19 protein-coding genes are annotated in these 21,272 nt (G+C 64.0%); 9 read left to right on the top strand and 10 right to left on the bottom strand.

The genetic code is table 11. The features are described 5' to 3' along the window. Window positions 1–74: 74 nt before the first annotated feature. Both ACEN9T_RS12685 and ACEN9T_RS12690 read right to left on the bottom strand, forming a co-directional pair. Window positions 75–530: a DUF2501 domain-containing protein gene (locus tag ACEN9T_RS12685; protein ID WP_413707880.1), complete on the bottom strand. Its 456-nt coding sequence runs from the start codon at window positions 528–530 to the stop codon at window positions 75–77. Between the two features lie 190 nt (window positions 531–720). Next, the gene (locus ACEN9T_RS12690; RefSeq protein ID WP_004631953.1) at window positions 721–924 is read right to left on the bottom strand and encodes a cold-shock protein; all 204 of its coding nucleotides are present in this window, start codon (window positions 922–924) and stop codon (window positions 721–723) included. 575 nt (window positions 925–1,499) lie between these two features. Here ACEN9T_RS12690 and clpS point away from each other — a divergent pair. Both clpS and clpA read left to right on the top strand, forming a co-directional pair. Beyond that, window positions 1,500–1,826 carry an ATP-dependent Clp protease adapter ClpS gene (gene clpS / locus ACEN9T_RS12695; RefSeq protein WP_011002382.1) on the top strand — a complete coding sequence of 109 codons (327 nt, stop codon included), beginning with the start codon at window positions 1,500–1,502 and terminating at the stop codon, window positions 1,824–1,826. Then, the gene (clpA, locus tag ACEN9T_RS12700; RefSeq protein WP_413707881.1) at window positions 1,823–4,111 is read left to right on the top strand and encodes an ATP-dependent Clp protease ATP-binding subunit ClpA; all 2,289 of its coding nucleotides are present in this window, start codon (window positions 1,823–1,825) and stop codon (window positions 4,109–4,111) included. Before clpS ends, clpA begins: the two co-directional genes overlap by 4 nt. A 68-nt stretch (window positions 4,112–4,179) precedes the next feature. Here the strand turns inward: clpA and dut are convergent, their stop codons facing one another. The 3 genes from dut to coaBC are packed head-to-tail and all read right to left on the bottom strand — an operon-like array spanning window position 4,180 to window position 6,871. Continuing rightward, entirely contained in the window at window positions 4,180–4,626 is a 447-nt protein-coding gene (gene dut / locus ACEN9T_RS12705; protein WP_024974963.1) for a dUTP diphosphatase, read from the bottom strand. Next, complete coding sequence (locus tag ACEN9T_RS12710; protein ID WP_092972766.1) at window positions 4,623–5,669, bottom strand: LLM class flavin-dependent oxidoreductase; 1,047 nt, start codon at window positions 5,667–5,669, stop codon at window positions 4,623–4,625. The genes dut and ACEN9T_RS12710 overlap by 4 nt, the downstream gene beginning before the upstream one ends. Continuing rightward, window positions 5,666–6,871 (bottom strand): bifunctional phosphopantothenoylcysteine decarboxylase/phosphopantothenate--cysteine ligase CoaBC, encoded by a 1,206-nt coding sequence (coaBC, locus tag ACEN9T_RS12715; protein WP_413707882.1) that lies wholly within the window; start codon window positions 6,869–6,871, stop codon window positions 5,666–5,668. The genes ACEN9T_RS12710 and coaBC overlap by 4 nt, the downstream gene beginning before the upstream one ends. 150 nt (window positions 6,872–7,021) lie before the next feature. Here coaBC and ACEN9T_RS12720 point away from each other — a divergent pair, with 150 nt between their 5' ends. Next, entirely contained in the window at window positions 7,022–7,600 is a 579-nt protein-coding gene (locus ACEN9T_RS12720) for a YdcF family protein (protein ID WP_092972770.1), read from the top strand. Between the two features lie 3 nt (window positions 7,601–7,603). Here ACEN9T_RS12720 and ACEN9T_RS12725 read toward each other — a convergent pair whose 3' ends face one another. The 4 genes from ACEN9T_RS12725 to ACEN9T_RS12740 all read right to left on the bottom strand — a co-directional run bounded on the left by ACEN9T_RS12725 (window position 7,604) and on the right by ACEN9T_RS12740 (window position 12,500). Next, the gene (locus ACEN9T_RS12725) at window positions 7,604–7,981 is read right to left on the bottom strand and encodes a DUF4180 domain-containing protein (protein WP_092973018.1); all 378 of its coding nucleotides are present in this window, start codon (window positions 7,979–7,981) and stop codon (window positions 7,604–7,606) included. Window positions 7,982–7,988: 7 nt separating this feature from the next. Then, the gene (gene lspA / locus ACEN9T_RS12730; RefSeq protein ID WP_092972772.1) at window positions 7,989–8,513 is read right to left on the bottom strand and encodes a signal peptidase II; all 525 of its coding nucleotides are present in this window, start codon (window positions 8,511–8,513) and stop codon (window positions 7,989–7,991) included. Then, window positions 8,513–11,392, bottom strand: a complete 2,880-nt coding sequence (ileS, locus tag ACEN9T_RS12735; protein ID WP_092972774.1) for an isoleucine--tRNA ligase — start codon at window positions 11,390–11,392, stop codon at window positions 8,513–8,515. Before ileS ends, lspA begins: the two co-directional genes overlap by 1 nt. Window positions 11,393–11,501: 109 nt before the next feature. Continuing rightward, the gene (locus tag ACEN9T_RS12740) at window positions 11,502–12,500 is read right to left on the bottom strand and encodes a bifunctional riboflavin kinase/FAD synthetase (RefSeq protein ID WP_092972776.1); all 999 of its coding nucleotides are present in this window, start codon (window positions 12,498–12,500) and stop codon (window positions 11,502–11,504) included. Between the two features lie 219 nt (window positions 12,501–12,719). Here ACEN9T_RS12740 and ACEN9T_RS12745 point away from each other — a divergent pair, with 219 nt between their 5' ends. Then, a complete protein-coding gene (locus ACEN9T_RS12745) occupies window positions 12,720–14,552 on the top strand; it encodes a hybrid sensor histidine kinase/response regulator (protein ID WP_092973020.1) in 1,833 nt (610 codons plus the stop codon). A gap of 60 nt (window positions 14,553–14,612) precedes the next feature. Here the strand turns inward: ACEN9T_RS12745 and ACEN9T_RS12750 are convergent, their stop codons facing one another. Continuing rightward, window positions 14,613–15,278 (bottom strand): response regulator transcription factor, encoded by a 666-nt coding sequence (locus ACEN9T_RS12750; RefSeq protein WP_024974972.1) that lies wholly within the window; start codon window positions 15,276–15,278, stop codon window positions 14,613–14,615. 402 nt (window positions 15,279–15,680) lie between these two features. Between ACEN9T_RS12750 and purN the strand changes: the two genes are divergently transcribed. The 5 genes from purN to ACEN9T_RS12775 all read left to right on the top strand — a co-directional run bounded on the left by purN (window position 15,681) and on the right by ACEN9T_RS12775 (window position 21,253). Further along, on the top strand, window positions 15,681–16,331 hold the full coding sequence (purN, locus tag ACEN9T_RS12755; protein ID WP_092972778.1) for a phosphoribosylglycinamide formyltransferase: 651 nt from the start codon (window positions 15,681–15,683) through the stop codon (window positions 16,329–16,331). Then, a complete protein-coding gene (locus ACEN9T_RS12760; RefSeq protein WP_413707883.1) occupies window positions 16,328–17,722 on the top strand; it encodes an RsmB/NOP family class I SAM-dependent RNA methyltransferase in 1,395 nt (464 codons plus the stop codon). Before purN ends, ACEN9T_RS12760 begins: the two co-directional genes overlap by 4 nt. Beyond that, window positions 17,719–18,288 (top strand): phospholipase D family protein, encoded by a 570-nt coding sequence (locus ACEN9T_RS12765; RefSeq protein WP_092972783.1) that lies wholly within the window; start codon window positions 17,719–17,721, stop codon window positions 18,286–18,288. Before ACEN9T_RS12760 ends, ACEN9T_RS12765 begins: the two co-directional genes overlap by 4 nt. A gap of 25 nt (window positions 18,289–18,313) precedes the next feature. Further along, a complete protein-coding gene (locus ACEN9T_RS12770) occupies window positions 18,314–19,690 on the top strand; it encodes a mechanosensitive ion channel family protein (RefSeq protein WP_413707884.1) in 1,377 nt (458 codons plus the stop codon). Between the two features lie 372 nt (window positions 19,691–20,062). After that, window positions 20,063–21,253: an acyl-CoA desaturase gene (locus tag ACEN9T_RS12775; RefSeq protein ID WP_092972787.1), complete on the top strand. Its 1,191-nt coding sequence runs from the start codon at window positions 20,063–20,065 to the stop codon at window positions 21,251–21,253. Window positions 21,254–21,272: the final 19 nt, after the last annotated feature.

Genomic DNA, 21,272 nt, shown 5'->3' on the forward strand with positions numbered 1-21,272 from the left:
TCCCTCGGGGCGTGGAAGACAGGCGAACGGTCAGTCGATATTGCAGTGTAGTGCGCGCTTGCCTGCGCCGCGGCTCAAAGCAGGGATTTGCCCTGCGACAGGATCTTGTCGCACGCCTGCCGGGTGATTTGCGACTTGATGCTGCTCAGGTCGAATGAGTTGCCATCCGAGCCGGTCAGGATGCCTTTTGTGCCGTCGGTGTAACCCGGGTTGGACGTCGGCGCACCGCCCAGCTTGCCGAGCAGCTTGTCCTTGACCGACGCCGCATCGGTCGCGCCGCCCAGGTAATTGTTCTTCATGCAGAACTCCAGCACGCCAGCTACATTGCCGGTGCTCCCCGACGTCAATGACCCGAGCGACGGCACACCGCCCAGGCTGCCAATGCTGCCAAGGCCGCCTGTGGCGCCCTGGCTGTTGCCCTGCGTGGCCCCCTTGATGAGGTCGCCAAGCTGGGCGCGGGCGGCTGCAGGAAATAGCACGGCAATCAGCAGCGTGGCCGTGGCGGCGGTGCGGGGCAGAGAATGTTTCATGGGCGGGGGCTCCTTGAAATGACACGGGGATCATCCATGCCGTAGCGCACAACCCGCTGAAATGACGTGTTGCGTGCGGCGAGATATCTCCGGCATTGTCTCGCGCCGCGGCAACAAAAAACCCGGCATGTCGCCGGGTTTTTTGCATTTGGACACCGTCGCCATCCGGCGGGGTGCCGCGCAACGCCTATCAGGCAGCCTGGATGTTGGTGGCCTGCTTGCCCTTCGGGCCTTGCGTCACTTCAAACGAGACGCGCTGATTTTCCTTGAGCGTCTTGAAGCCAGCCATTTGGATGGCCGAGAAATGCGCAAACAGCTCTTCACCGCCTTCGTCAGGCGAGATGAAACCGAAACCCTTGGCGTCGTTAAACCATTTGACCGTACCGAGTGCCATGAAAACCCCTCCGTTAAAACACAAGTCCGAGCCGGGAGGTATGCCTGTCGGGGCAGTGCAGAGCGGTACCGCGCAGTCATCGCCCGGCCGCCGGCCAGCACGGCACGACGAATGGCGCGGGTGGAACCGCGCCGCAAGCGATCGGTCTTCTTGTGGCAAACGCCACAGCCTGAAGCGGTTGTCGATCTGTTGTCGACTGGTGTGAGGCCTCCCGGGCTCACCATTCATGCGGCTCGCTGCCAACGGTTTGCGGGGCAGTAGGGCGCACATGCTGAATTCGATTGTTCGAGGATTGTAAGAGACTGTCAAGGCCACAAAGGGTGGGTTTGTGGCGAAAAACGGTCAGTTTCTGAAGAGGTTTTGCTCGAAATCCAGCCGATCGCCTCCAAGTACGGAAAACGATTGGCATCTCAGGCGCGGAGCTTGCGCCGGTTCCAGTCAACGCAGGGGCGGTAAAACGCCTCGCGTTCGAGGGCTGACGGACGCACGCTCCACGGGCCAAACCGTTTGTAGACCTTGAAGTCGGTGTTATTTCCCCAAATTGCGAACTCGAAAGGAGTGGTTAGAATAAGACCATGGCAATCCGGCAAGCGACCACTCCACAACACGATGCAGGCACCGTCCTCGAGCGGAAAGAGCAAGCGCTCAAACCGCCCGCGATGTACAAGGTGCTGCTGCTCAACGACGACTACACCCCGATGGAATTCGTCGTGATGATTCTTCAGCAGTATTTCAGCAAAGACCGGGAGACCGCCACACAGATCATGCTGACTGTGCATCGGGAAGGTAGGGGCGTGTGCGGTATCTACACACGGGATATCGCCGCGACGAAAGTGGAATTAGTGTCAACCCATGCACGGCAAGCGGGGCATCCGCTGCAGTGCGTGATGGAGGAAGCATGATCGCGCAAGAACTGGAAGTCAGCCTGCACATGGCGTTTGTCGAAGCCCGGCAGGCTCGCCACGAATTCATTACGGTGGAGCATCTGCTGCTTGCGCTGCTGGACAATCCGACGGCCGCGGAGGTGCTGCGCGCCTGCGCCGCCAACATCGAAGACCTTCGCACGCATCTGAAGAACTTCATCGCCGACAACACGCCTGTGGTGCCCGGCACGGACGAGGTGGACACGCAACCCACGCTGGGTTTTCAGCGCGTGATCCAGCGCGCCATCATGCACGTGCAATCCACGTCCAACGGCAAGAAGGAAGTGACGGGCGCGAACGTGCTTGTCGCCATCTTCGGCGAGAAGGATTCGCACGCGGTGTACTACCTGCAGCAGCAGGGCGTGACCCGGCTGGACGTCGTGAACTTCATCAGCCACGGCATCCGCAAGGACCAGGCTGAGCCCGCCAAGCAGGGCGAAGGCAACCCCGAAGGCGAAGGCGGCGACGGGAAGGAAAGCCCGCTGGAGCAGTTCACCCAGAACCTGAACGCGCTGGCCAAGGCCGGCAAGATCGACCCGCTGATCGGCCGTGAGCAGGAAGTCGAGCGCGTGGTGCAGGTGCTGTGCCGCCGCCGCAAGAACAACCCGCTGCTGGTGGGCGAGGCCGGTGTCGGCAAGACGGCCATCGCGGAAGGTTTGGCATGGCGCATCACGAAGGGCGAAGTGCCGGACATCCTCGCGAAGTCCGTCGTCTATTCGCTCGACATGGGTGCGCTGCTGGCCGGCACGAAGTACCGCGGCGACTTTGAGCAACGCCTGAAGGGCGTGCTGAAGTCGCTCAAGGACAATCCAAACGCGATCCTGTTCATCGACGAGATCCATACGCTGATCGGCGCCGGTGCGGCTTCGGGCGGCACGCTGGACGCAAGCAACCTGCTCAAGCCGGCGCTGTCGTCGGGCGCACTCAAATGCATCGGTGCGACGACGTTCACGGAATATCGCGGCATCTTCGAGAAAGACGCAGCGCTGTCGCGCCGCTTCCAGAAGATCGACGTGGTGGAGCCGACGGTTGATCAGACCGTGCAGATTTTGCGCGGCCTGAAGTCCCGCTTTGAAGAGCACCACGGCGTGAAGTACGCGTCGTCGGCACTCACGGCTGCGGCTGAATTGTCGGCCCGCTTCATCACCGACCGCCATTTGCCGGACAAGGCGATCGACGTGATCGACGAAGCCGGTGCAGCGCAGCGCATCCTGCCGAAGTCGAAGCAGAAGAAGACGATCGGCAAGGGTGAGATCGAAGACATCGTTTCGCGTATCGCCCGCGTCCCGCCGCAAAGCGTGTCGCAGGACGATCGCAGCAAGCTGCAGACGCTGGAGCGCGACCTGAAGTCGGTCGTGTTCGGGCAGGATCCGGCCATTGATGCGCTCGCTTCGGCGATCAAGATGTCGCGTGCAGGCCTGGGCAAGACGGACAAGCCGATTGGCTCGTTCCTGTTCAGCGGCCCCACGGGAGTGGGCAAGACCGAAGTCGCCAAGCAGCTCGCATTCATCTTGGGCATCGAGCTGATCCGCTTTGACATGTCGGAGTACATGGAGCGCCATGCGGTGAGCCGATTGATCGGCGCGCCTCCGGGCTACGTGGGCTTCGATCAGGGCGGTCTGCTGACGGAAGCTGTGACCAAGAAGCCGCATTGCGTGCTGCTGCTGGATGAGATCGAGAAGGCCCACCCGGACATCTTCAACATCCTGCTGCAGGTGATGGACCACGGCGCGCTGACGGACAACAACGGCCGCAAGGCGGATTTCCGCAACGTGATCATCATCATGACGACCAATGCGGGCGCCGAGACGATGAACAAGGCAACGATCGGTTTCACCACGGCGCGCGAACAGGGCGACGAGATGGCCGACATCAAGCGCATGTTCACGCCGGAGTTCCGCAACCGTCTGGACGCAACCATCAGCTTCCGCTCGCTCGATGAGGAAATCATCATGCGCGTGGTCGACAAGTTCCTCATGCAGCTGGAAGAGCAGTTGCACGAGAAGAAGGTGGATGCCATCTTTACCGAGAAGCTGCGTCGCTTCCTGGCGAAGAAGGGCTTCGACCCGCTGATGGGTGCACGCCCGATGCAACGGTTGATTCAAGACCTGATCCGCAAGGCGCTGGCCGACGAGCTGCTGTTCGGCAAGCTGGTGAACGGCGGAAAGGTGGTCGTGGATCTGGACAATGCGGATGCGGTGAAGCTGGAGTTCTCCGAGAACGAAGCGCCGCCGGCACCTGCCCAGGAAGAAGCGGAAGCTTGACGAAGTTTGTCGCACCAAACAAAAGGCCCGGAATCTCCGGGCCTTTTTCTTATGTGTGGGCGATGTTGTCAGTGGCGCCCGGTGCTGCCGAAACCACCTGCGCCACGCTCGCTCTCGGCAAAGTCATCGACGATGTTCAGCTCTGCCTGCACCACCGGCACGATCACGAGTTGTGCAAGGCGCTCCATCGGATTGAGCACGAACGCCGTGCTGCCACGGTTCCACGTGCTGACCATGAGCTGGCCCTGGTAGTCGGAATCGATCAGGCCGACCAGGTTGCCGAGCACGATGCCGTGCTTGTGGCCCATGCCAGAGCGCGGCAGGATCAGCGCGGCATAACCCGGATCAGCCAGGTGGATGGCCATGCCGGTCGGGACCAGATGCGTGGTGCCGGGCTCAATGGTGAGCGGGGCGTCGATGCATGCGCGCAGGTCCAGCCCGGCGCTGCCGGTGGTGGCGTACTGCGGGAGCTGTTCGTGCAGGCGGGCGTCGAGGATCTTGACGTCGAGTTTCATGCGGGGCAGGCCGAAGAGGTTGCAGAAGCCGGAGATGGTAGCGCAAACGCCTCCGCCAGCAGCTCATATGAACGCAGGCGCGCCTTGTAGCTGGGTGCGACGGTCAGCACGATCAGTTCATCGGCGACGAAGCGTTCCTTGAGCGCATGCATCTGTTCGGCCACGGATTCCGGTGTGCCGATGATGCTGCGTGGCCGCTCGCGCATGACGATGGCCTGGTCGCGCTCGGTGTAGACGTGGGCTTCGCCTTGCTCGACAGTCGGGATCGGACCGTTCACGCCGAGCGCCATCTGCACGCGGCGCAGGTCGATGGCGGCTTCATAGCGGCGCGCTTCCGCCTCGGTATCAGCCGCGATCACGAAGACGGCGGCGGCGCTATACGGGCGCGCATCGTAGCCGGGCTCGAAATCCGTGCGGTACTGCTGGGCGACGATGTGCCCGACGTGCGGGTTGATGAAATGCGCGAACGCGAAACGGATGCCCAGGCGCGCGGCCAGCGCCCCACCAAAATCGCTGGAGCCGAGCATCCACAACTCGGGCTTGGTATCGATCTCGGGTTGTAGCAGAACGCCGGCTGCGGGGTGGTCTGGCGGCAGCGTGCCTGTCAGGTGCCAGATCAGTTCCTGCACCTGCTGCGGGAAGATGTCGCCGCGGTTGTAATCGCCCATGGCCACGGCTTGCGCGGTGCGCATGTCGCCGCCGGGTGCGCGGCCGACACCCAGGTCGATGCGGTTCGGGAACAGTGCTTCCAGCAGGCGGAACTGCTCGGCCAGCTTGAACGGGCTGTAATACGGCAGCATCACGCCGCCAGAGCCCACGCGTAAGTGCCTCGTGGCGCTCGCCACGCGGGCAATCATCACTTCCGGCGCGGGGTTGCTCACGCCGCGCAGGCCGTGGTGCTCGGCGCACCAGTAGCGCGTGTAGCCGAGCGAATCCGTCAGTTGCGCCAGATCGACCGTCGCGGCAATGGCGTCGCGTGCGCTGTGGCCGTAGATGACCGGGCTTTGGTCCAGGACCGATAGACGGATCGGCGCGGCGCTCATGACCGTGCTCCATGGACGCGGTCGGCGATGGCGGCGACGATCTGGCGCGCCAGCGTCAGCTTGTCGGCGCGCGGCAAGCGCGTGATGCCCTTTGCATCGAAGAGTGCGACTTCGTTGTCGTCGCGGCCGAAGGTCTGCTGACCAAGATTGCCGACCAGCAGAGGAATGCCTTTCTTCTTGCGCTTGGCCTCGCCGAACTCTTCCAACCGTTCGGTTTCGGCCGCAAAGCCGACGCAGAAAGGCGCATTCGCCCTGCGCGCCACACCGGCCAGGATGTCCGGGTTCTGTGTGAACGTAAGTGACGGTACGTCGGAATCGTTCTGCTTCTTGAGCTTCTGTTCCGCGGCTTGCGCCACGCGCCAGTCGGCCACAGCGGCCACGGCAATGAAGATGTCGTTCTTCGCCGCATCCAGCTCGTGCATGACGGCGTCGTGCATTTGCTGGGCGGTTTGCACATCGATGCGCAGCACGCCTGCGGGCGTGTCCTGATGGCACGGCCCGGCAACCAGCGTGACTTCTGCACCGGCCTGCGATGCGGCCCGCGCCAGCGCAAAACCCATCTTGCCGCTGGACAGATTCGTGATGCCGCGCACCGGGTCGATCGGCTCGAAGGTCGGGCCGGCCGTCAGCAGCACGCGGTGACCGCGCAGCAGCTTGGGCTGGAAGAAGCCGATGAGCTGCTCGACGATGTCTTCGGGCTCTAGCATGCGGCCGTCGCCGACTTCGCCGCAGGCCTGGTCGCCGGCATCGGGGCCGAGCAGGGTGACGTCATCCGCGCGCAACTGGGCGGCGTTACGTTGGGTGGCGGGCGCGGCCCACATCTGCCGGTTCATCGCGGGCGCGACGAGCAGCGGGCAATCGCGCGCGATGCACAGCGTGGAGAGCAGATCGTCGGCCATGCCGTGCGCGAGCTTGGCCAGAAAGTCGGTGGACGCCGGCGCGATGACGATGGCATCCGCCTCGCGCGAGAGGTCGATATGCGGCATGTTGTTGCCGATGCGGCCGTCCCACTGCGACGTGAAGACAGGTCGCCCGGAAAGCGCCTGCATTGTCACTGGCGTGATGAAGTGCGCGGCGGCCTCGGTCATCACCACCTGCACGGTTGCGCCCGCCTTGGTCAACAGCCGCACCAGCTCGGCCGACTTGTAGCACGCGATGCCGCCGGTCAGGCCGAGCACGAAATGTTTGCCTTGCAGTTCCATAACAACCCGCTTGGGAATCCGATTGACGCAATATGCGCGGGCAGGATACAACCCGGTGCCCGGGGCTTCCTGCTGAACAGAGGCGATGATACCGGCTTGCCCCGCGGCGCGTCTGGCGCTCGGGTTTTTCCTCAAAAGCGCATTCTCGATATGGTTTTCGGTTGTTCCGCAGTTCGCAATGTTCTCGCTTGGATTGGCGGTTGCGCCATCGTTGCGGTGGTGGCCGGCGCGGTACTCGTCTGCGGGGCGAAGGCATGGCTGCGTGAGGAGCCGGGGCTCGCGCACGCAGACGTGATCGTCGTACTGGGCGGCGAATCGGGGCAGCGCGTGATCGGCGCTGCCGAGCTGTATCACGCGGGCGTAGCGCCTCGCGTGTTCGTTAGCGGACAGGGCGATTGCCTGCTGATCGAGCGCCGCCTTGTAATGGCCGGCGTGCCGGCGGAGCGCATCGGCCACGAATGTGTGTCCGGCAGCACGATGGAAAATGCGCGGATGACGCGCGAGACGTTGGCGGGCCTGCACGTCAACAGCGCAATACTGGTGACGAGCTGGTATCACACCGGCCGGGCGCTGGCGGTGTTCCGCAAGGTATGGCCGGAAGTCACTTGGGGTGCACACGGCGTATTCCCGGGCGATACGCTGGCCAAGTCGGTGCCGATCTACGAAGCCGGGTCGATTCTTGCCGAGTACGTCAAACGGGCGTGGTACGCCGTGCGTTACTGGGCCTGAGCCTCATTCAGCAGGCATGGGCCGCGTATCGGCGGCCAGGTCGTCCAGCGAGGGGACGAAGCGGATCGTGTCGCGCTTGTTGGATTCCCGCACCCAGTCGCGCAGGGCGCTGCTGGCCTCCAGGTGCGCCGAGATGTCGCCGACCACGGCGAGCTTGAGTCGGTAGTTCGTGATCTTCTGCGCGATGCCGCCGGCCAGGCCGGTGCGCAGCGCAAAGAACGCCGCATCAAGGCGGCTGACCGGCACGGCAACCATCGATGCGCCATGCCCCAGCGCCTCGCCGATCAGGTGGTCCAGCGCATCCTGCTCGCTGGCGATACGCGGGCCAGCCTCATCGAGGCACAGCACCGCTTCGCCGTTCCAATGCTGGAGGTTTGACACGGCAGCGTCAGCGACGCACCCGCCGCAGTTCGTCAACGATCAGCAGCACCGCACCGATGGTGATGCCGCAGTCCGCCACGTTGAAGGCCGGCCAGTGGTAGTTGTGCAGGTAGAAGTCGAGGAAGTCCACCACATGACCGTAGATGACACGGTCAATCACGTTGCCCAGCGCGCCGCCCAGAATGAGCGCCAGCGCAAAGCAGAACAGCTTTTGCCCGCTGTGCCGCTTGAGCAGCCACACGATGAACAGCGCCGCCGCCACGCCGAGGCCCGTGAAGAACCAGCGCTGCCAGCCGCCGGCCGCGGCCAGGAACGAAAACGCCGCTCCCTTGTTATAGGCCAGCACCAGGTTGAAGAAGCCGGTGATCGGCCGCGACTCGCCGTAGGTGAAGGTCTTGAGGATGGCGATCTTGGTCAACTGGTCCAGCAGGATCCAGATGACGGCCAGGCCGAGCCAGGGGCCCACGCCATGACCGCCGCCGCTCTTCTTCAACCCGATCGATTTGCTCTTGCCGTTGTTGCGAGTGGCCATCAGGCAGCGCTCCGTTGTTCGCCGGCGCCGAACAGGTTGTCGGTGCAACGCTTGCAGAGGGTCGGGTGGGCCGCGTCGTGGCCGACATCGGCGCGGTAGTGCCAGCAGCGCTCGCACTTGGCGTGCGTGGACGGCACCACGGTGATGAGCAGATCGCCGCCTTCCGGGGCGCGCTCCAATTTAGCTGCGGACGTGATCAGCACGAAGCGCAGGTCGTCGCCAAGGCTGGCCAGCGCGTCATGCACCGACTCACCCGCCGACACCGTCACTTCCGCCTGCAGCGACGAGCCGATCTTGCCGTCGATGCGCAGCGCTTCCAGCTGCTTGGTCACTTCGCCGCGCACGTTGCGGATGGCGGCCCACTTCTCCAGCAGCGCGCTGGCGCCTTGCGGTACTGGAGCGTTGTAGTAGGTGCTGGTGAAGATGGTGTCGGTGTGCTCGGTGCCGTGTGCGAAGACCTGCCATGCCTCTTCGGCCGTGAACGACAAGAACGGTGCCATCCAGTGCAGCATTGCCTGGGTGATGTGGTACAGCGCGTTCTGTGCCGAGCGGCGCGCCACGGAGTCGGGCGCCGTGGTGTACAGGCGGTCCTTCAGCACATCGAGGTAGAAGCCGCCCAAGTCTTCCGAGCAGAACGTCTGCAACTTGGCGACGACCGGGTGGAACTCGTACACGTCGTAGTGCGACAGGACTTCCTTCTGCAGCGAATCCGTCAGCGCCACGGCATAGCGGTCGATTTCGAGCCATTGCTCGGTCGGCAGCGCATGCTTGGCGTGGTCGTAATCCGTCAGATTGGCGAGCAGGAAGCGCAGCGTGTTGCGGATGCGGCGATAGCCTTCCACCACGCGCTTCAGGATTTCATCCGAGATGGCGAGTTCGCCCGAGTAGTCGGTCGAGGCCACCCACAGGCGAATGATCTCAGCGCCCATCTTGTTGGCGATTTCCTGCGGCGCGATCGTGTTTCCGATCGACTTGGACATCTTGCGGCCTTCGCCGTCCACCGTGAAGCCGTGCGTGAGCAGGCCCTTGTACGGCGGCTTGCCGTACAGCATCGAAGCCGTCAGCAGCGACGAGTGGAACCAGCCGCGGTGCTGGTCTGAGCCTTCCAGGTACAGATCGGCCAGGCGACCGTCCGGCAGGTCGGCCGAAGCGTCGTACAGATCCGCCGCGTGCGAGCCGCGAATGACGTGCCAGTGCGTCGTGCCCGAGTCGAACCATACGTCGAGCGTGTCGCGGTTCTTCTCATACATGTCAGCCTCGTCGCCGAGCAGCTCGCGCGGGTCGAGCGTCTGCCAGGCTTCGATGCCGCTCAGTTCGATGCGCTGGGCGACCTGCTCCAGCAGCTCAGGCGTGCGCGGGTGCAGCGCGCCGGTTTCCTTGTGTACGAAGAAGGCCATCGGCACGCCCCATTGGCGCTGACGCGAGAGCGTCCAGTCCGGGCGGTTGGCGATCATGTTGTGCAGGCGCTGCTTGCCCCACGACGGGTAGAACGCGGTGGCATCGATGCCTGCCAGCGCGGTCTCGCGCAGCGTGGCGTTGCCGTCGTTGGGCTGCACGTCCATCCCCGCAAACCACTGCGAGGTGGCGCGATAGATGATCGGCGTCTTGTGGCGCCAGCAGTGCATGTAGCTGTGCGGGTGCTTGTGGGCGTCGAACAGGTTGCCGGATTCGCGCAGCACTTCGACGATCTTCGGATTGGCGTCCCAGATCATCTGGCCGCCGAACAGCGGCAGCGTCGATGCGTACACGCCGTTGCCCATCACCGGGTTGATGATTTCCGAGTCGGGCATGCCGTGCGATTTGCACGACTGGAAGTCTTCCACGCCATAGGCAGGCGCGGAGTGGACGATGCCGGTACCGGTATCGATGGTCACGTAGTCGCCCAGGTAGACGGGCGAGGTGCGGTCGTAGCCCGCGTCCATCTTGGCGAGCGGGTGGTGGAAGCGCACGCCCGACAGCGCCGCGCCTTCGCACGTGGCCAGCACGGTGCCTTCGAGCTTCCAGCTTTGCAGGCAGGCCTCGACGCGCTCCTTGGCGACGATCAGCAGACCGCGCGGCGTGTCGACCAGCGCGTATTCGATTTCCGGGTGCAGGTTCAACGCCTGGTTGGAGGGGATCGTCCACGGGGTCGTCGTCCAGATCACGATCCAGCCCGGCTTGGCCTTGAGCACGTCGGCGCCAACGTGGAAGGCGCTGGCCAGTGCGTCGATATCGGCAAACGGGAAGCCGACGTCGATCGACAGGTCGGTGCGGTCCGCGTATTCGACTTCAGCTTCAGCGAGCGCCGAGCCGCAGTCGAAGCACCAGTTGACCGGCTTCAGGCCGCGAAAGACGTAGCCCTTCTCCAGGATCTTGCCCAGCGCGCGAACTTCATCCGCTTCGTTGCGGAAGTTCATGGTCAGGTACGGATCGGCCCAGTCGCCCAGCACGCCCAGGCGCTCGAAATCCGCCTTCTGGCGCGCGATCTGGCCGGTGGCGTACGCACGCGCTTTCTCTTGCACTTCCTTGACCGGCAGGCCCTTGCCGAACTGCTTCTCGATCTGGATTTCGATCGGCATGCCATGGCAATCCCAGCCCGGCACGTAGACGGCGTCCAGGCCAGTCAAACCGCGCGCCTTGATCACCATGTCCTTGAGGATCTTGTTGACCGCGTGGCCGATGTGCAGATCACCGTTGGCATACGGGGGGCCATCGTGGAGGATGAACTTCTTCGCGCCCTTGCGCGCAGCGCGGATCTTCTTGTAAAGCTGCTTGTCCTGCCATTGCTTGACCCACTGCGGCTCGCGCTTGGGCAGGTCGCCGCGCATGGGGAAAGGCGTGTCCAGCAGGTTGACCGGGTACTTGCTCTTCTCCGGCGTGGGCTTCTTGGCGTCAGACATGATGTGATGTGGGGCAGATTCGGGCAATTCGGGTGGGTGCAGGCGCGGCTGACAGTGCAGGACGCGCGTGCGCAGCGTGTGGCTTCTGGGCGGCGAACGTGTCGGCCGCCTACTGAATTCGGTCGGTGGCCGAGGTGGCGAAGTCGCGCCGCAGCGTGGGCGACTCGCCAGCCGGCGGAACAGGCAGGCCGAAGAACTGCCGCGCGTGAACACAGTCCTGCGCGATGGCGTCCTTGAGCGCATCGAGCGAGTCGTAGCGAGCCTCGTCGCGCAGCTTCTTCATGAATTCCACGCGGACCAGCTTGCCGTAGACGCTGGCGTTGTAATCAAAGACGTGCACTTCCAGCAGCACGCGGCCGGAGTCGTCCACCGTCGGGCGTACGCCAATGCTGGCGACGGCCGGCAGCGGTTTTTCAGCCAGCCCGTGCACCTGCACGACGAAGATGCCGGCCACTGCCGGCTTGCGGTGCGAGATGCGCAGATTCAGCGTCGGGAAGCCGAGCGAGCGGCCGAGCTTTTGCCCATGCACCACGTGTCCGCTGATGGCATAACCGTGACCGAGCAGGCGGCGGGCATGTTCGAGGTCGCCCGCGGCCAGCGCCTCGCGCACGGCCGAGCTGGAGATGCGGATGCCGGATTCCGACACCGAGCCCATCTGCTCGACTTCAAAGCCGAACTGGGCACCGGCGGCCTGCAGATAGTTGAAATCGCCCGCGCGCTTGGCGCCGAAGCGGAAATCATCGCCCACCAGCAGCCAGCGCGTGTGCAGGCCATCGACCAGAACATTGCGCACGAACTCGTCCGGCGTCTGCCCAGCGAAATGCGCATTGAAATGCTCCACGACCACGCGGTCGACGCCCTGGCGACGCAGGCTTTCCAGCTTGTCGCGCAGCAGCGCAATGCGGGTGGGCGCGCGGTCCGGCATGAAGAATTCGCGCGGATGCGGCTCGAACGTCATCACCGTGAGCGGCAATCCGCGTGCGTCAGCCGCCGCGCGTGCGCGGGCCAGCAGAGACTGGTGCCCGCGGTGCACGCCGTCGAAGTTGCCGATGGTCAACGCGCAGGGCGCGCGACTTTCGGCGTTGGGCAGGCCGCGAAAGACTTTCACGAGAAGCGTCGGTGGTCGAGGAAAGGGGAAGTGCGTTTTCGTGCCGGATTGGCGTGGCAGCCGCCAAAATCCAGCAAAACGCACATTATATAAGGGATTGCCCCATCCCCGGCGCGCACGTGGCTGGGTGTCGGGGTGTTGCACAATCGTCCGAACGGTGCGCCCGCGCGGCGCATGCTTGCGGCACAATCCGGTATCCAGTTTCTTCCCAATATTTCCTTGAACGCCTCGCTGCGCCTTTTCTTCGCCAAGTTCGGGCTTGCCAGCCGCGCGCCGCTTGAACTGGACGCCCGAGCCAAGCTGCTCGCCGCCGTGCATCGCGGGGCCCCTATGGGGATTGCTGCCTCGGTCGTGCTGCCCGCCTTGACGGTCGCTGCGTTCTGGGATGCCTCGAACCGCCCCGTGCTGCTGGGCTGGTGCCTGATCATGCTGTGCCTGACGGCGTCAGGTCTGCGCTTCTATTTCGGCTATCGCTACGACCTGACCCGCATGACGCTGGCCGCGCACACTCGCAAGTGGTGGACGGGCATGCACGTCATGTCGGCGGTGGGCGGGGTGGCGTGGGGCTGTTCGGCGGGGCTGTATCTGATGTCGCCGTCGCTGGAGTTCAGCAGCCTGCTGATGATCGTGATCATCGGTGTGGCGGCGGCGGCCGTGTTGTCGCAGGCGCCGGTACCGTCCAGCCTGCTGATCCTCGGGACGGGCATCCTGGCGCCGCACTTTGTGCTGGCCGAGCAGGCGTTTCCGGGGCATGGGCTGTATTTGCGCGGTGTGCTGCTGTTCTTTGCGGCGCTGCTGACGCGGCATGCCGTGAACATCCACAACACGCTGGTGCGCGAAATTCAGCTTGAAAACGAGAGCCGCCAGCTTGCGCGCCGCTATCAGGACGAGAAGCAACGCGCTTTGTCGGCATCGGAAGAAAAATCGCGCTTCCTGGCTGCGGCCAGTCACGACTTGCGCCAGCCGGTGCATGCGATCGTGCTGCTGGTGGAGGCGCTGCGGGCGCGCAACCAGTCGGAATCCTTGGCGCCGCTGGTGGAGCAATTGGCCTCGGGCGCTGCGACCATCGATCTGCTCTTCCGCTCGCTGCTGGATCTGTCCAAGCTGGAGAGCCGCAAAACCTCGCCGACGCTGGAGCCGGTGGATCTGGGTGAGGTCATCACCGAAGTGGTCCAGCAGTTCATGCCCGACGCGCGCGCCAAGGGCCTGACGCTCGCAGCGCGCATTCCGCCACTGCCTGTATTCGGGATGGCCGAGCCGGTGCTGCTGCGCCGGGCGCTGTTCAACCTGCTGCAGAACGCGCTGCGTTACACCGAGCGCGGCGGCGTGATGGTGGCGCTGCGCGTGCGCCAGAAGCATTTGCGGATCGAGGTCTGGGATACCGGCATCGGCATCGCGCCTGAGCATCAGAAAGACATCTTCTCGACGTACTACCAGGTCGAAAACCCCGAGCGCGATCCGAGTCAGGGCTTGGGTTTGGGCCTGTCGATCTACAAGGAATGTGTGCGTCTGCTGCGCGGGACGTTTGGCGTGCGCTCGGTGCCGGGGCGCGGCTCGATGTTCTGGATGGCGCTGCGGCCGGTGCCCGCTGAGATCAAGGCGCCGCTGGCCACCCAGCCACGCGCCGAGCAAAAGCGCGCCGTGCTTGATCAGCCGCGGTTCTCCGGCGTGGTGCTGGTGGTGGATGACGACCCGCAGATCCGCAAGGCCTGGCACGCGCTGCTAGAAGCGTGGGGTGTGGAGGTCCACAGCGCCGCAGATGGCCGCTCCGCAGAGCAACTTCTCGCGCGCGGCATCCGTCCGCAGATCATCTTCTGCGACCTGCGCCTGCCTGGCGAGGAGGATGGCCTGCAACTGCTCGAACGCTGGCAAGTCAGCCACCCCGATGCCCACGCCGTACTGCTGACTGGCGATCGCAACTCCGCCGCCCTCGCGCGCGCCGAAGAAGCCGGCTATCTACTGCTGGCCAAGCCGATGGACCCGAACATGCTGCGCGTGCTGCTCAAGCGCTGGCTGCGCGGTCGCTCAGCCGAGCCCCAGGTCGCTTACTGACGGAAATGTAAAACGGCGCCGTCGATGGCGGCGCCGGCATGATCAGTTCAGATGCGCAGATCAGGCTGCGCCCGTCAGGCGAAAGCGTTCCATGCGCGAGATGATCTGGATGCGCGTGCGCACGCCCAGCCGCTGCAAAATCGCCGAGACGTGTTCTTTGACGGTGTTTTCCGTCAGGCCCAACTGGCGTGCGATCGACTTGTTCGGCAGGCCTTCGAGCAGCAGCGCCAGCACCGAGCCCTGGCGCGGCGTCAGCCCCAGTTCTGCCGGCGTGATGGGGATGCCATGCGAGGCGCCCCCTTTGCCGTTGATGCCCCCCATATCGTCTTCCGACGGGAACGACGCATCGCCGCCAAAAATACCGGCCACTGCCTTGGAGAATGCATGGGCATCGGCGTGCTTGCCGATGAACCCGATGGCGCCCAGCGCTTGAGCCTTGGCGACGATTTCCGGCGTGTTTTCCGCCGACATGAAGGCAAAGCGCGCTTCCGGCAGTTTGCCGCGCAGTTCGCGCATGGCGTCGAAACCTGTGCAATCGGACAGCCACACGTCCAGCAGCACGACGTCCGGTCGGACGCCTTCTTCAATCAGCGCCAGCGCTTGGCGCCGGCCAATAGCCGCGTGCACCTGAACTTCAGGCAAGGCGTGCGCAAGAAACGTGGTCGTGCCAGATAAGGCGAGAGGGTGGTCGTCGACCACCAGCAGGCTACGCAGCGAGCTCGTCATTCTTATTCCCCGGTGAGGGCAATGCCCTCTTGTTGTTGTACGCGTGTCGACCCGGCGCGGGCGATGGCCGACAGGCCGGGTGTCTCACCCTGTGCCGATCGACCGTCACGGTATCGCCCGCACGATGTTGCAGCGCAGGATGAACGGACGTTTGATACGCGTCGGATCACCGCTGGCAGCCCACCCGACCCCTCGGGAGCGCGGACAATTATGGCGCTGAGATTATCAGAGCGCGCCAAAGCGCGCCAACGGTTGCCCCTTCCTTTTGCCGGCATGACAGAGTTTTTGCGGGCATGCGTCGGCAAAATGCCACGGTGGCTGCAAAAGCGCCCGCGGCATGGCTGCGCAGGCGTCACACCCGATTTTCTCGGGGAACTCCGGCGCACTTGATAAAATGCCGCGATGAAAAACATCGTCATTCTCATTTCCGGACGCGGCTCCAATATGGAAGCCATTGTCCGCGCCTGTCAGGCTGAAGGTTGGTCGGGACGCATTGCCGCCGTCATTTCTAATCGGCCCGATGCGGCAGGACTTAAATTTGCCGCTTCGCACGGCATTGCCACCGCGGTGGTCGACCACAAGGCGTTCCCCGATCGCGACAGCTTCGACGCCGCCCTGGCACAGGTGATCGACGGCTTTTCGCCCGATCTCGTGGTGCTGGCCGGCTTCATGCGCATCCTTACGCCCGGCTTTGTAAAGCGCTACGCGGGGCGCATGCTGAACATTCATCCGTCGCTGTTGCCGTGCTTCCCGGGTTTGCACACGCACGAGGCCGCGTTGGCCATGGGCGTGAAGGTGCATGGCGCGACGGTGCATTTCGTCACGGCTGACCTGGACCACGGCCCGATCGTGCTGCAGGCCATCATCGACGTGCGTCAGGACGACTCGCCGGATTCGCTGGCCGGGCGGCTGCTGGCGCAGGAACACACGATTTATCCGCGTGCCGTGCGCTGGTTCGTGGAAGGGCGGTTGTCGATCGAAGACGGTGTTGTGCGCGTCTCTCCGGATGAATCGCAGCTTGTCATTGGCGTCAACGCCCGGGAGGCAGCATGAGTCAGGATCGTCAGCGTTCGCGCGGCAATGGAAACAGCGGGTCGGCCAACAAGCGCGCGGGTTCCGGCGGTGGTGGCTGGTATCGGGCACCGCAGGGCAAGCCGGCACCCCGCAGCTCTCCGCGCCCGCGTACGGGCGTGCATGGCAGCCATCTGGAACACCTAGACAAGGTGCTTGCGCGCCTGCTCCACTTCGCGGCGCCCGCTGACATGGTGGTCAGCCAGTATTTCCGCGAGCACCATGAACTGGGCCACCGAGAGCGCGGCATCATCGCCGAAGCGGCCTTTGCTGTGCTTCGCCGCAAGGTGGAATTCGGCCAGTTTGCCGAGAGCGGCACTGGCCCGGCGCGTCGTCGCCTAGTGCTGCTCGGTTTGCTGCAGACGGCCGGGCGTGAGGCCATTGCCCCGTTCCTGAACCCGGCGGAGGCCGAATGGCTGGATCGCTGGGAAAATCGGGACCGCGCCGCGCTGGCGGCCCGCGTGCGTGCCAACCTGCCCGACTGGCTGTTCGACGCGCTGGTTGCCCAGCACGGTGCGGACTTCACCGAAGCACTGGCGCAAGCGTGGCTCACGCCCGCGCCGCTGGACTTGCGTGTGAATACGCTCAAGGGTGAGCGCGAAGCCGTGCTCGCCACACTGGCCGAAGCCGGTATCGAAGGTGCCGCGGCGCCGTTGTCGCCAGTGGGCATTCGCCTGGCGGGCAAGCCGGCGTTGAACAAACTCGATATCTTCACCAACGGCACGGTCGAGGTGCAGGACGAGGGCAGTCAACTGCTCTGCCAATTGCTGGCACCTAAGCGCGGCGAGATGGTGGTCGATTTCTGTGCCGGCGCCGGTGGCAAGACCCTGGCGATCGGCGCGGCGATGCGCTCGACGGGGCGCCTGTATGCCTTCGACGTATCGGAAAAGCGCTTGTCGAACCTGGGGCCACGCCTGGCGCGCAGCGGCCTGTCGAACGTGCATCCGGGCCGCATCGACAGCGAGCACGATGCCAAGGTCAAGCGCCTGGCGGGCAAGATCGATCGTGTGCTGGTCGACGCCCCGTGCAGCGGCTTGGGCACGCTGCGCCGCAATCCGGACCTGAAGTGGCGCCAATCTGCCCAGGCCGTGGAAGAAATGTCGGCCAAGCAGCTGTCGATCCTCACGTCGGCGGCGCGGCTGCTGAAGCCGGGTGGCCGCCTCGTCTACGCGACCTGCAGCGTGTTGGCGCGCGAGAACCAGCAGGTGGTCGAGCAGTTCCTGGCTGCGCATGAAGACTTTGTGCTCGTGCCCGCCGGTGAGGTGCTCGCCGCGCAGAAGATCGCCCTGGAAATGGGGCCCTACCTGGAGCTGTATCCGCACACGCATCAGACCGACGGCTTCTTCGCGGCCGTGCTGGAGCGCCGCGCATGATGCTGCGCCGTTTGGGTTGGCTGCTGGCCGCATGGCTGGCGTTTGCTGCAGGTGGCGAGGCGCTGGCCCGCAGCACGCCGCCGGTGCAGCCGGCCAAGGGCACGGTGCAGGCAGCCTTCACGCCCGACGATGACATCGAAGGGTTGTTGGCAGACGCCATCGACCAGGCGCGTGAGCAGGTGCTGGTGCAGGCATATCTGCTGTCAAACAAGGCGATTACGCATGCACTGCTGGCGGCGCATCAGCGCGGCGTGGATGTGCGGGTGCTGGCCGATCGCGAACAGATGACGCGCTCCGGCGGCAGCCGCGTGCCCGAGGTGGCGAATGCGGGCATCCCCGTCTGGCTGGAGGTGCGCTACAAGAACGCGCACAACAAGGTCATCGTGATCGACCCGCGCGGGGCGCACCCAGTGCTGGTCACCGGCAGCTTCAACTTTACGCAGACCGCGCAGCGCGGCAATGCCGAGAACGTCTTGATCGTGCGCGGCGACGCTGACCTTGCCCAGCGCTATGCCGCCAACTGGCAGAAGCATGCGGGCGACGCGTTGCCCTATCGGACCCAATAAGGGTTCGCAATAACCGGTCACGCCAATGAACGGATTGCCGCTGAATCTGAACCATATCGCGCTGGGCCACATGATCGACGACATCGTCTCCGATCTGGGTGGTCCGCGTTTCATCTGGCAACTGGGCGTGCTGGTGCTGGTGCTCGTTGCCGCGTGGCTGGTCGCGCGACCGATTTCGCGGCGCTTGCATACGGCCCATGTGAACGACACGTTCGCCTTGCGTTTTGCCTGGTCGAGCCTGGAGCGGGCGGTGTTTCCGCTGATCGGCTGGCTGCTGGTGGTGGGTGCGCGCTATGCCCTGATCGGCACCATGCCGATCAGCGTGTTCCGCCTGGCTGCCGTGCCGCTGTTCGGCCTGGCGATTCTCTATCTCGGCTTCTACGTACTGCGCCGTGTGCTGTCGGGCAATGGTGAGTTGCACGGCATGCTCGTCGTCGCCGAGCGGGTGCTGACCACGCTGATGTGGATGGGCATGGTGCTCTATGTACTGGGTGTGCTGGGCGACGTGGTGGACTACCTAGACGGCATTCGCTTTGCGCTGGGCGGCAAGCAGAAGGTGAGCCTCGCCGCCATGCTGATGGGCGTGGTGTGGATTCTCGTCACAGTGCTCGTGGCGATGTGGTTCGGCTCGTGGCTGGACAGCCGCATTACGCGCGCTTCGGCCATTGATGCCAACCTGAAGGTGGTGCTGTCGCGTGTAACCAAGGCGGTGCTGCTGCTGGTGTCGCTGCTACTGAGCCTGTCGCTCGTGGGCATCGATTTGACGGTGCTGTCGGTGTTTGGCGGCGCGCTGGGTGTGGGCTTGGGCTTTGGCTTGCAGAAGATCGCCAGCAATTACGTCTCGGGCTTCATCATCCTGCTCGAGCGCTCGCTCAAGCTCGGCGATCAGATTACGGTCAGCACATACACCGGCATCGTCACGCAGATCCGCACGCGCTACACCGTGGTGCGCAACGGCGATGGCGATACGCTGGTTCCGAACGAATTGATGGTCGCGCAGGCGGTGCAGAACCACAACGAGCGCGGCACGGTGCGCGTGACAGTGCGCGTGCAGGCATCGTATGCCGCCGATCCGGAAACGGTGCTGGCGCTGCTGCTGCAATGCACCGAGGGCATCCCGCGCATTCTGCCCGAGCCGGCCCCTGCCGCGTTCATGGCCTTGTTTGCCGACAGCGGCATCGAATACGAACTTGGTGTGTGGATCGGCGATCCGCACAACGGCAAGCTTGGCGTGCAGTCTGACCTGAACCGCACCATCTATCGCCGCTTCAAAGCGGCCGGCATCGACATTCCGTATCCGCAGCGGGAAGTGCGTGTGCTCGGGCCGCTGGTGCTGCAGCAGGGCGCTTCAAGCACTTCGGGTGATGCGGTAGCCTCATCCGGCGCGTCCCTGCAGGCCTAACATACCTGCGGGCGGAACGGTGCACCCTTGTCCGAGGTCAAAACGGCGGTTTTCCCCCATGGAATAGAGGGGGTATTCGGTTAAAATGCCGATTGCTCCCACAAAGGATCAGACGGGCCGTCGCAAAGGCCTAGCATTTGCGACAAAGCACCGCAAATACCTTGTATTGCGCTGGGGCGGAGATCACATGACCGGCAGCGAGAAGCTCGCCGATGTGACGCGCAAGCCGGGTGCCCGCACCCGAATCACCGCCAACACGACCCCATTGTCGTAACGCTACGACAGCGGATGGCCTTAAGAGGCAGCACCGTTCCGATCGATTGACGGACCAAAGGCTGCTTTGATCACCCCGAGTTGACCACGGAGAACACTTTGATCGACTCCTTTCTGACTTTCCTTGCCAACGGCACCCTGGACTGGGCCTGGTGGCAGATTCTGATTTTCACGCTGGTGATGACGCACATCACCATCGCCAGCGTCACGATTTTTCTGCACCGTTGCCAAGCGCACCGGGCGCTGGACGTGCATCCCATCGCCGGACACTTCTTCCGTTTCTGGCTGTGGATGACCACCGGCATGGTTACCAAGGAATGGACCGCCATTCACCGCAAGCACCACGCTAAGTGTGAAACCGAAGAGGATCCGCACAGCCCGCAGACCCGTGGCATCCGCAAGGTGCTGATGGAAGGTGCTGAGCTGTATCGCGCCGAGGCCAAGAACAAGGAAACGATCCAGAAGTTTGGCCACGGTACGCCGGACGATTGGGTCGAGAAGAACGTGTATTCGAAGTTCACATGGCAGGGCGTCGGTTTGATGCTGATTCTGGACGTGCTGATGTTCGGCGCGCTGGGCCTGACGGTGTGGGCGGTGCAGATGCTATGGATCCCGATCCACGCTGCCGGCATCATCAACGGTCTGGGCCACTTCTGGGGCTACCGCAACTTCGACTGCGAAGACGCTTCGACCAATGTGTCGCCGTGGGGCATCATCATCGGCGGCGAAGAGCTGCACAACAACCACCACACGTACGCCACGTCGGCCAAGTTCTCGGTCAAGTGGTATGAGTTCGATATCGGCTGGGGTTACATCCGAGCGCTGGAGATCATCGGTCTGGCGAAGGTCAAGAAAGTGGCGCCCAAGGCCCGTTTTGGCGACGTGAAGCCGGTTGACCAGAACACGCTGGAAGCCATCATCGCCAACCGCTACGACGTGATGGCCCGCTACGCCAAGACTGTGAAGGCGGCTTACCGCCAAGAGCTGGCCAAGCTGAAGGACTCGCGGGCTGTGGAATATCGTGCACTAAAGCCCGCCCGCAAGTGGTTCCACCGCGACGAGACCAAGCTGGGCGCGCCGCAGCGTGAGCAGCTCTCGCAAATCGTGTCGGACCATTCGGCGTTGCACACCTTCGTTGAGATGCGCCGCGAGCTTGGCGCGCTGTGGGGTCGTTCGAACGCCACGCGTGAGCAACTCCTGCATCAACTGCAAGAGTGGTGCAAGCGCGCTGAGGAAAGCGGCATCCACGCGCTGCAGGAATTTGCTGTTCGCCTGCGCCGTTACGCCTGAGTTTCTTGTTTCATAGGTG

Source organism: Ralstonia sp. Ralssp110, from assembly GCF_047325135.1.
Taxonomy (GTDB): Bacteria; Pseudomonadota; Gammaproteobacteria; order Burkholderiales; family Burkholderiaceae; genus Ralstonia; species Ralstonia mojiangensis.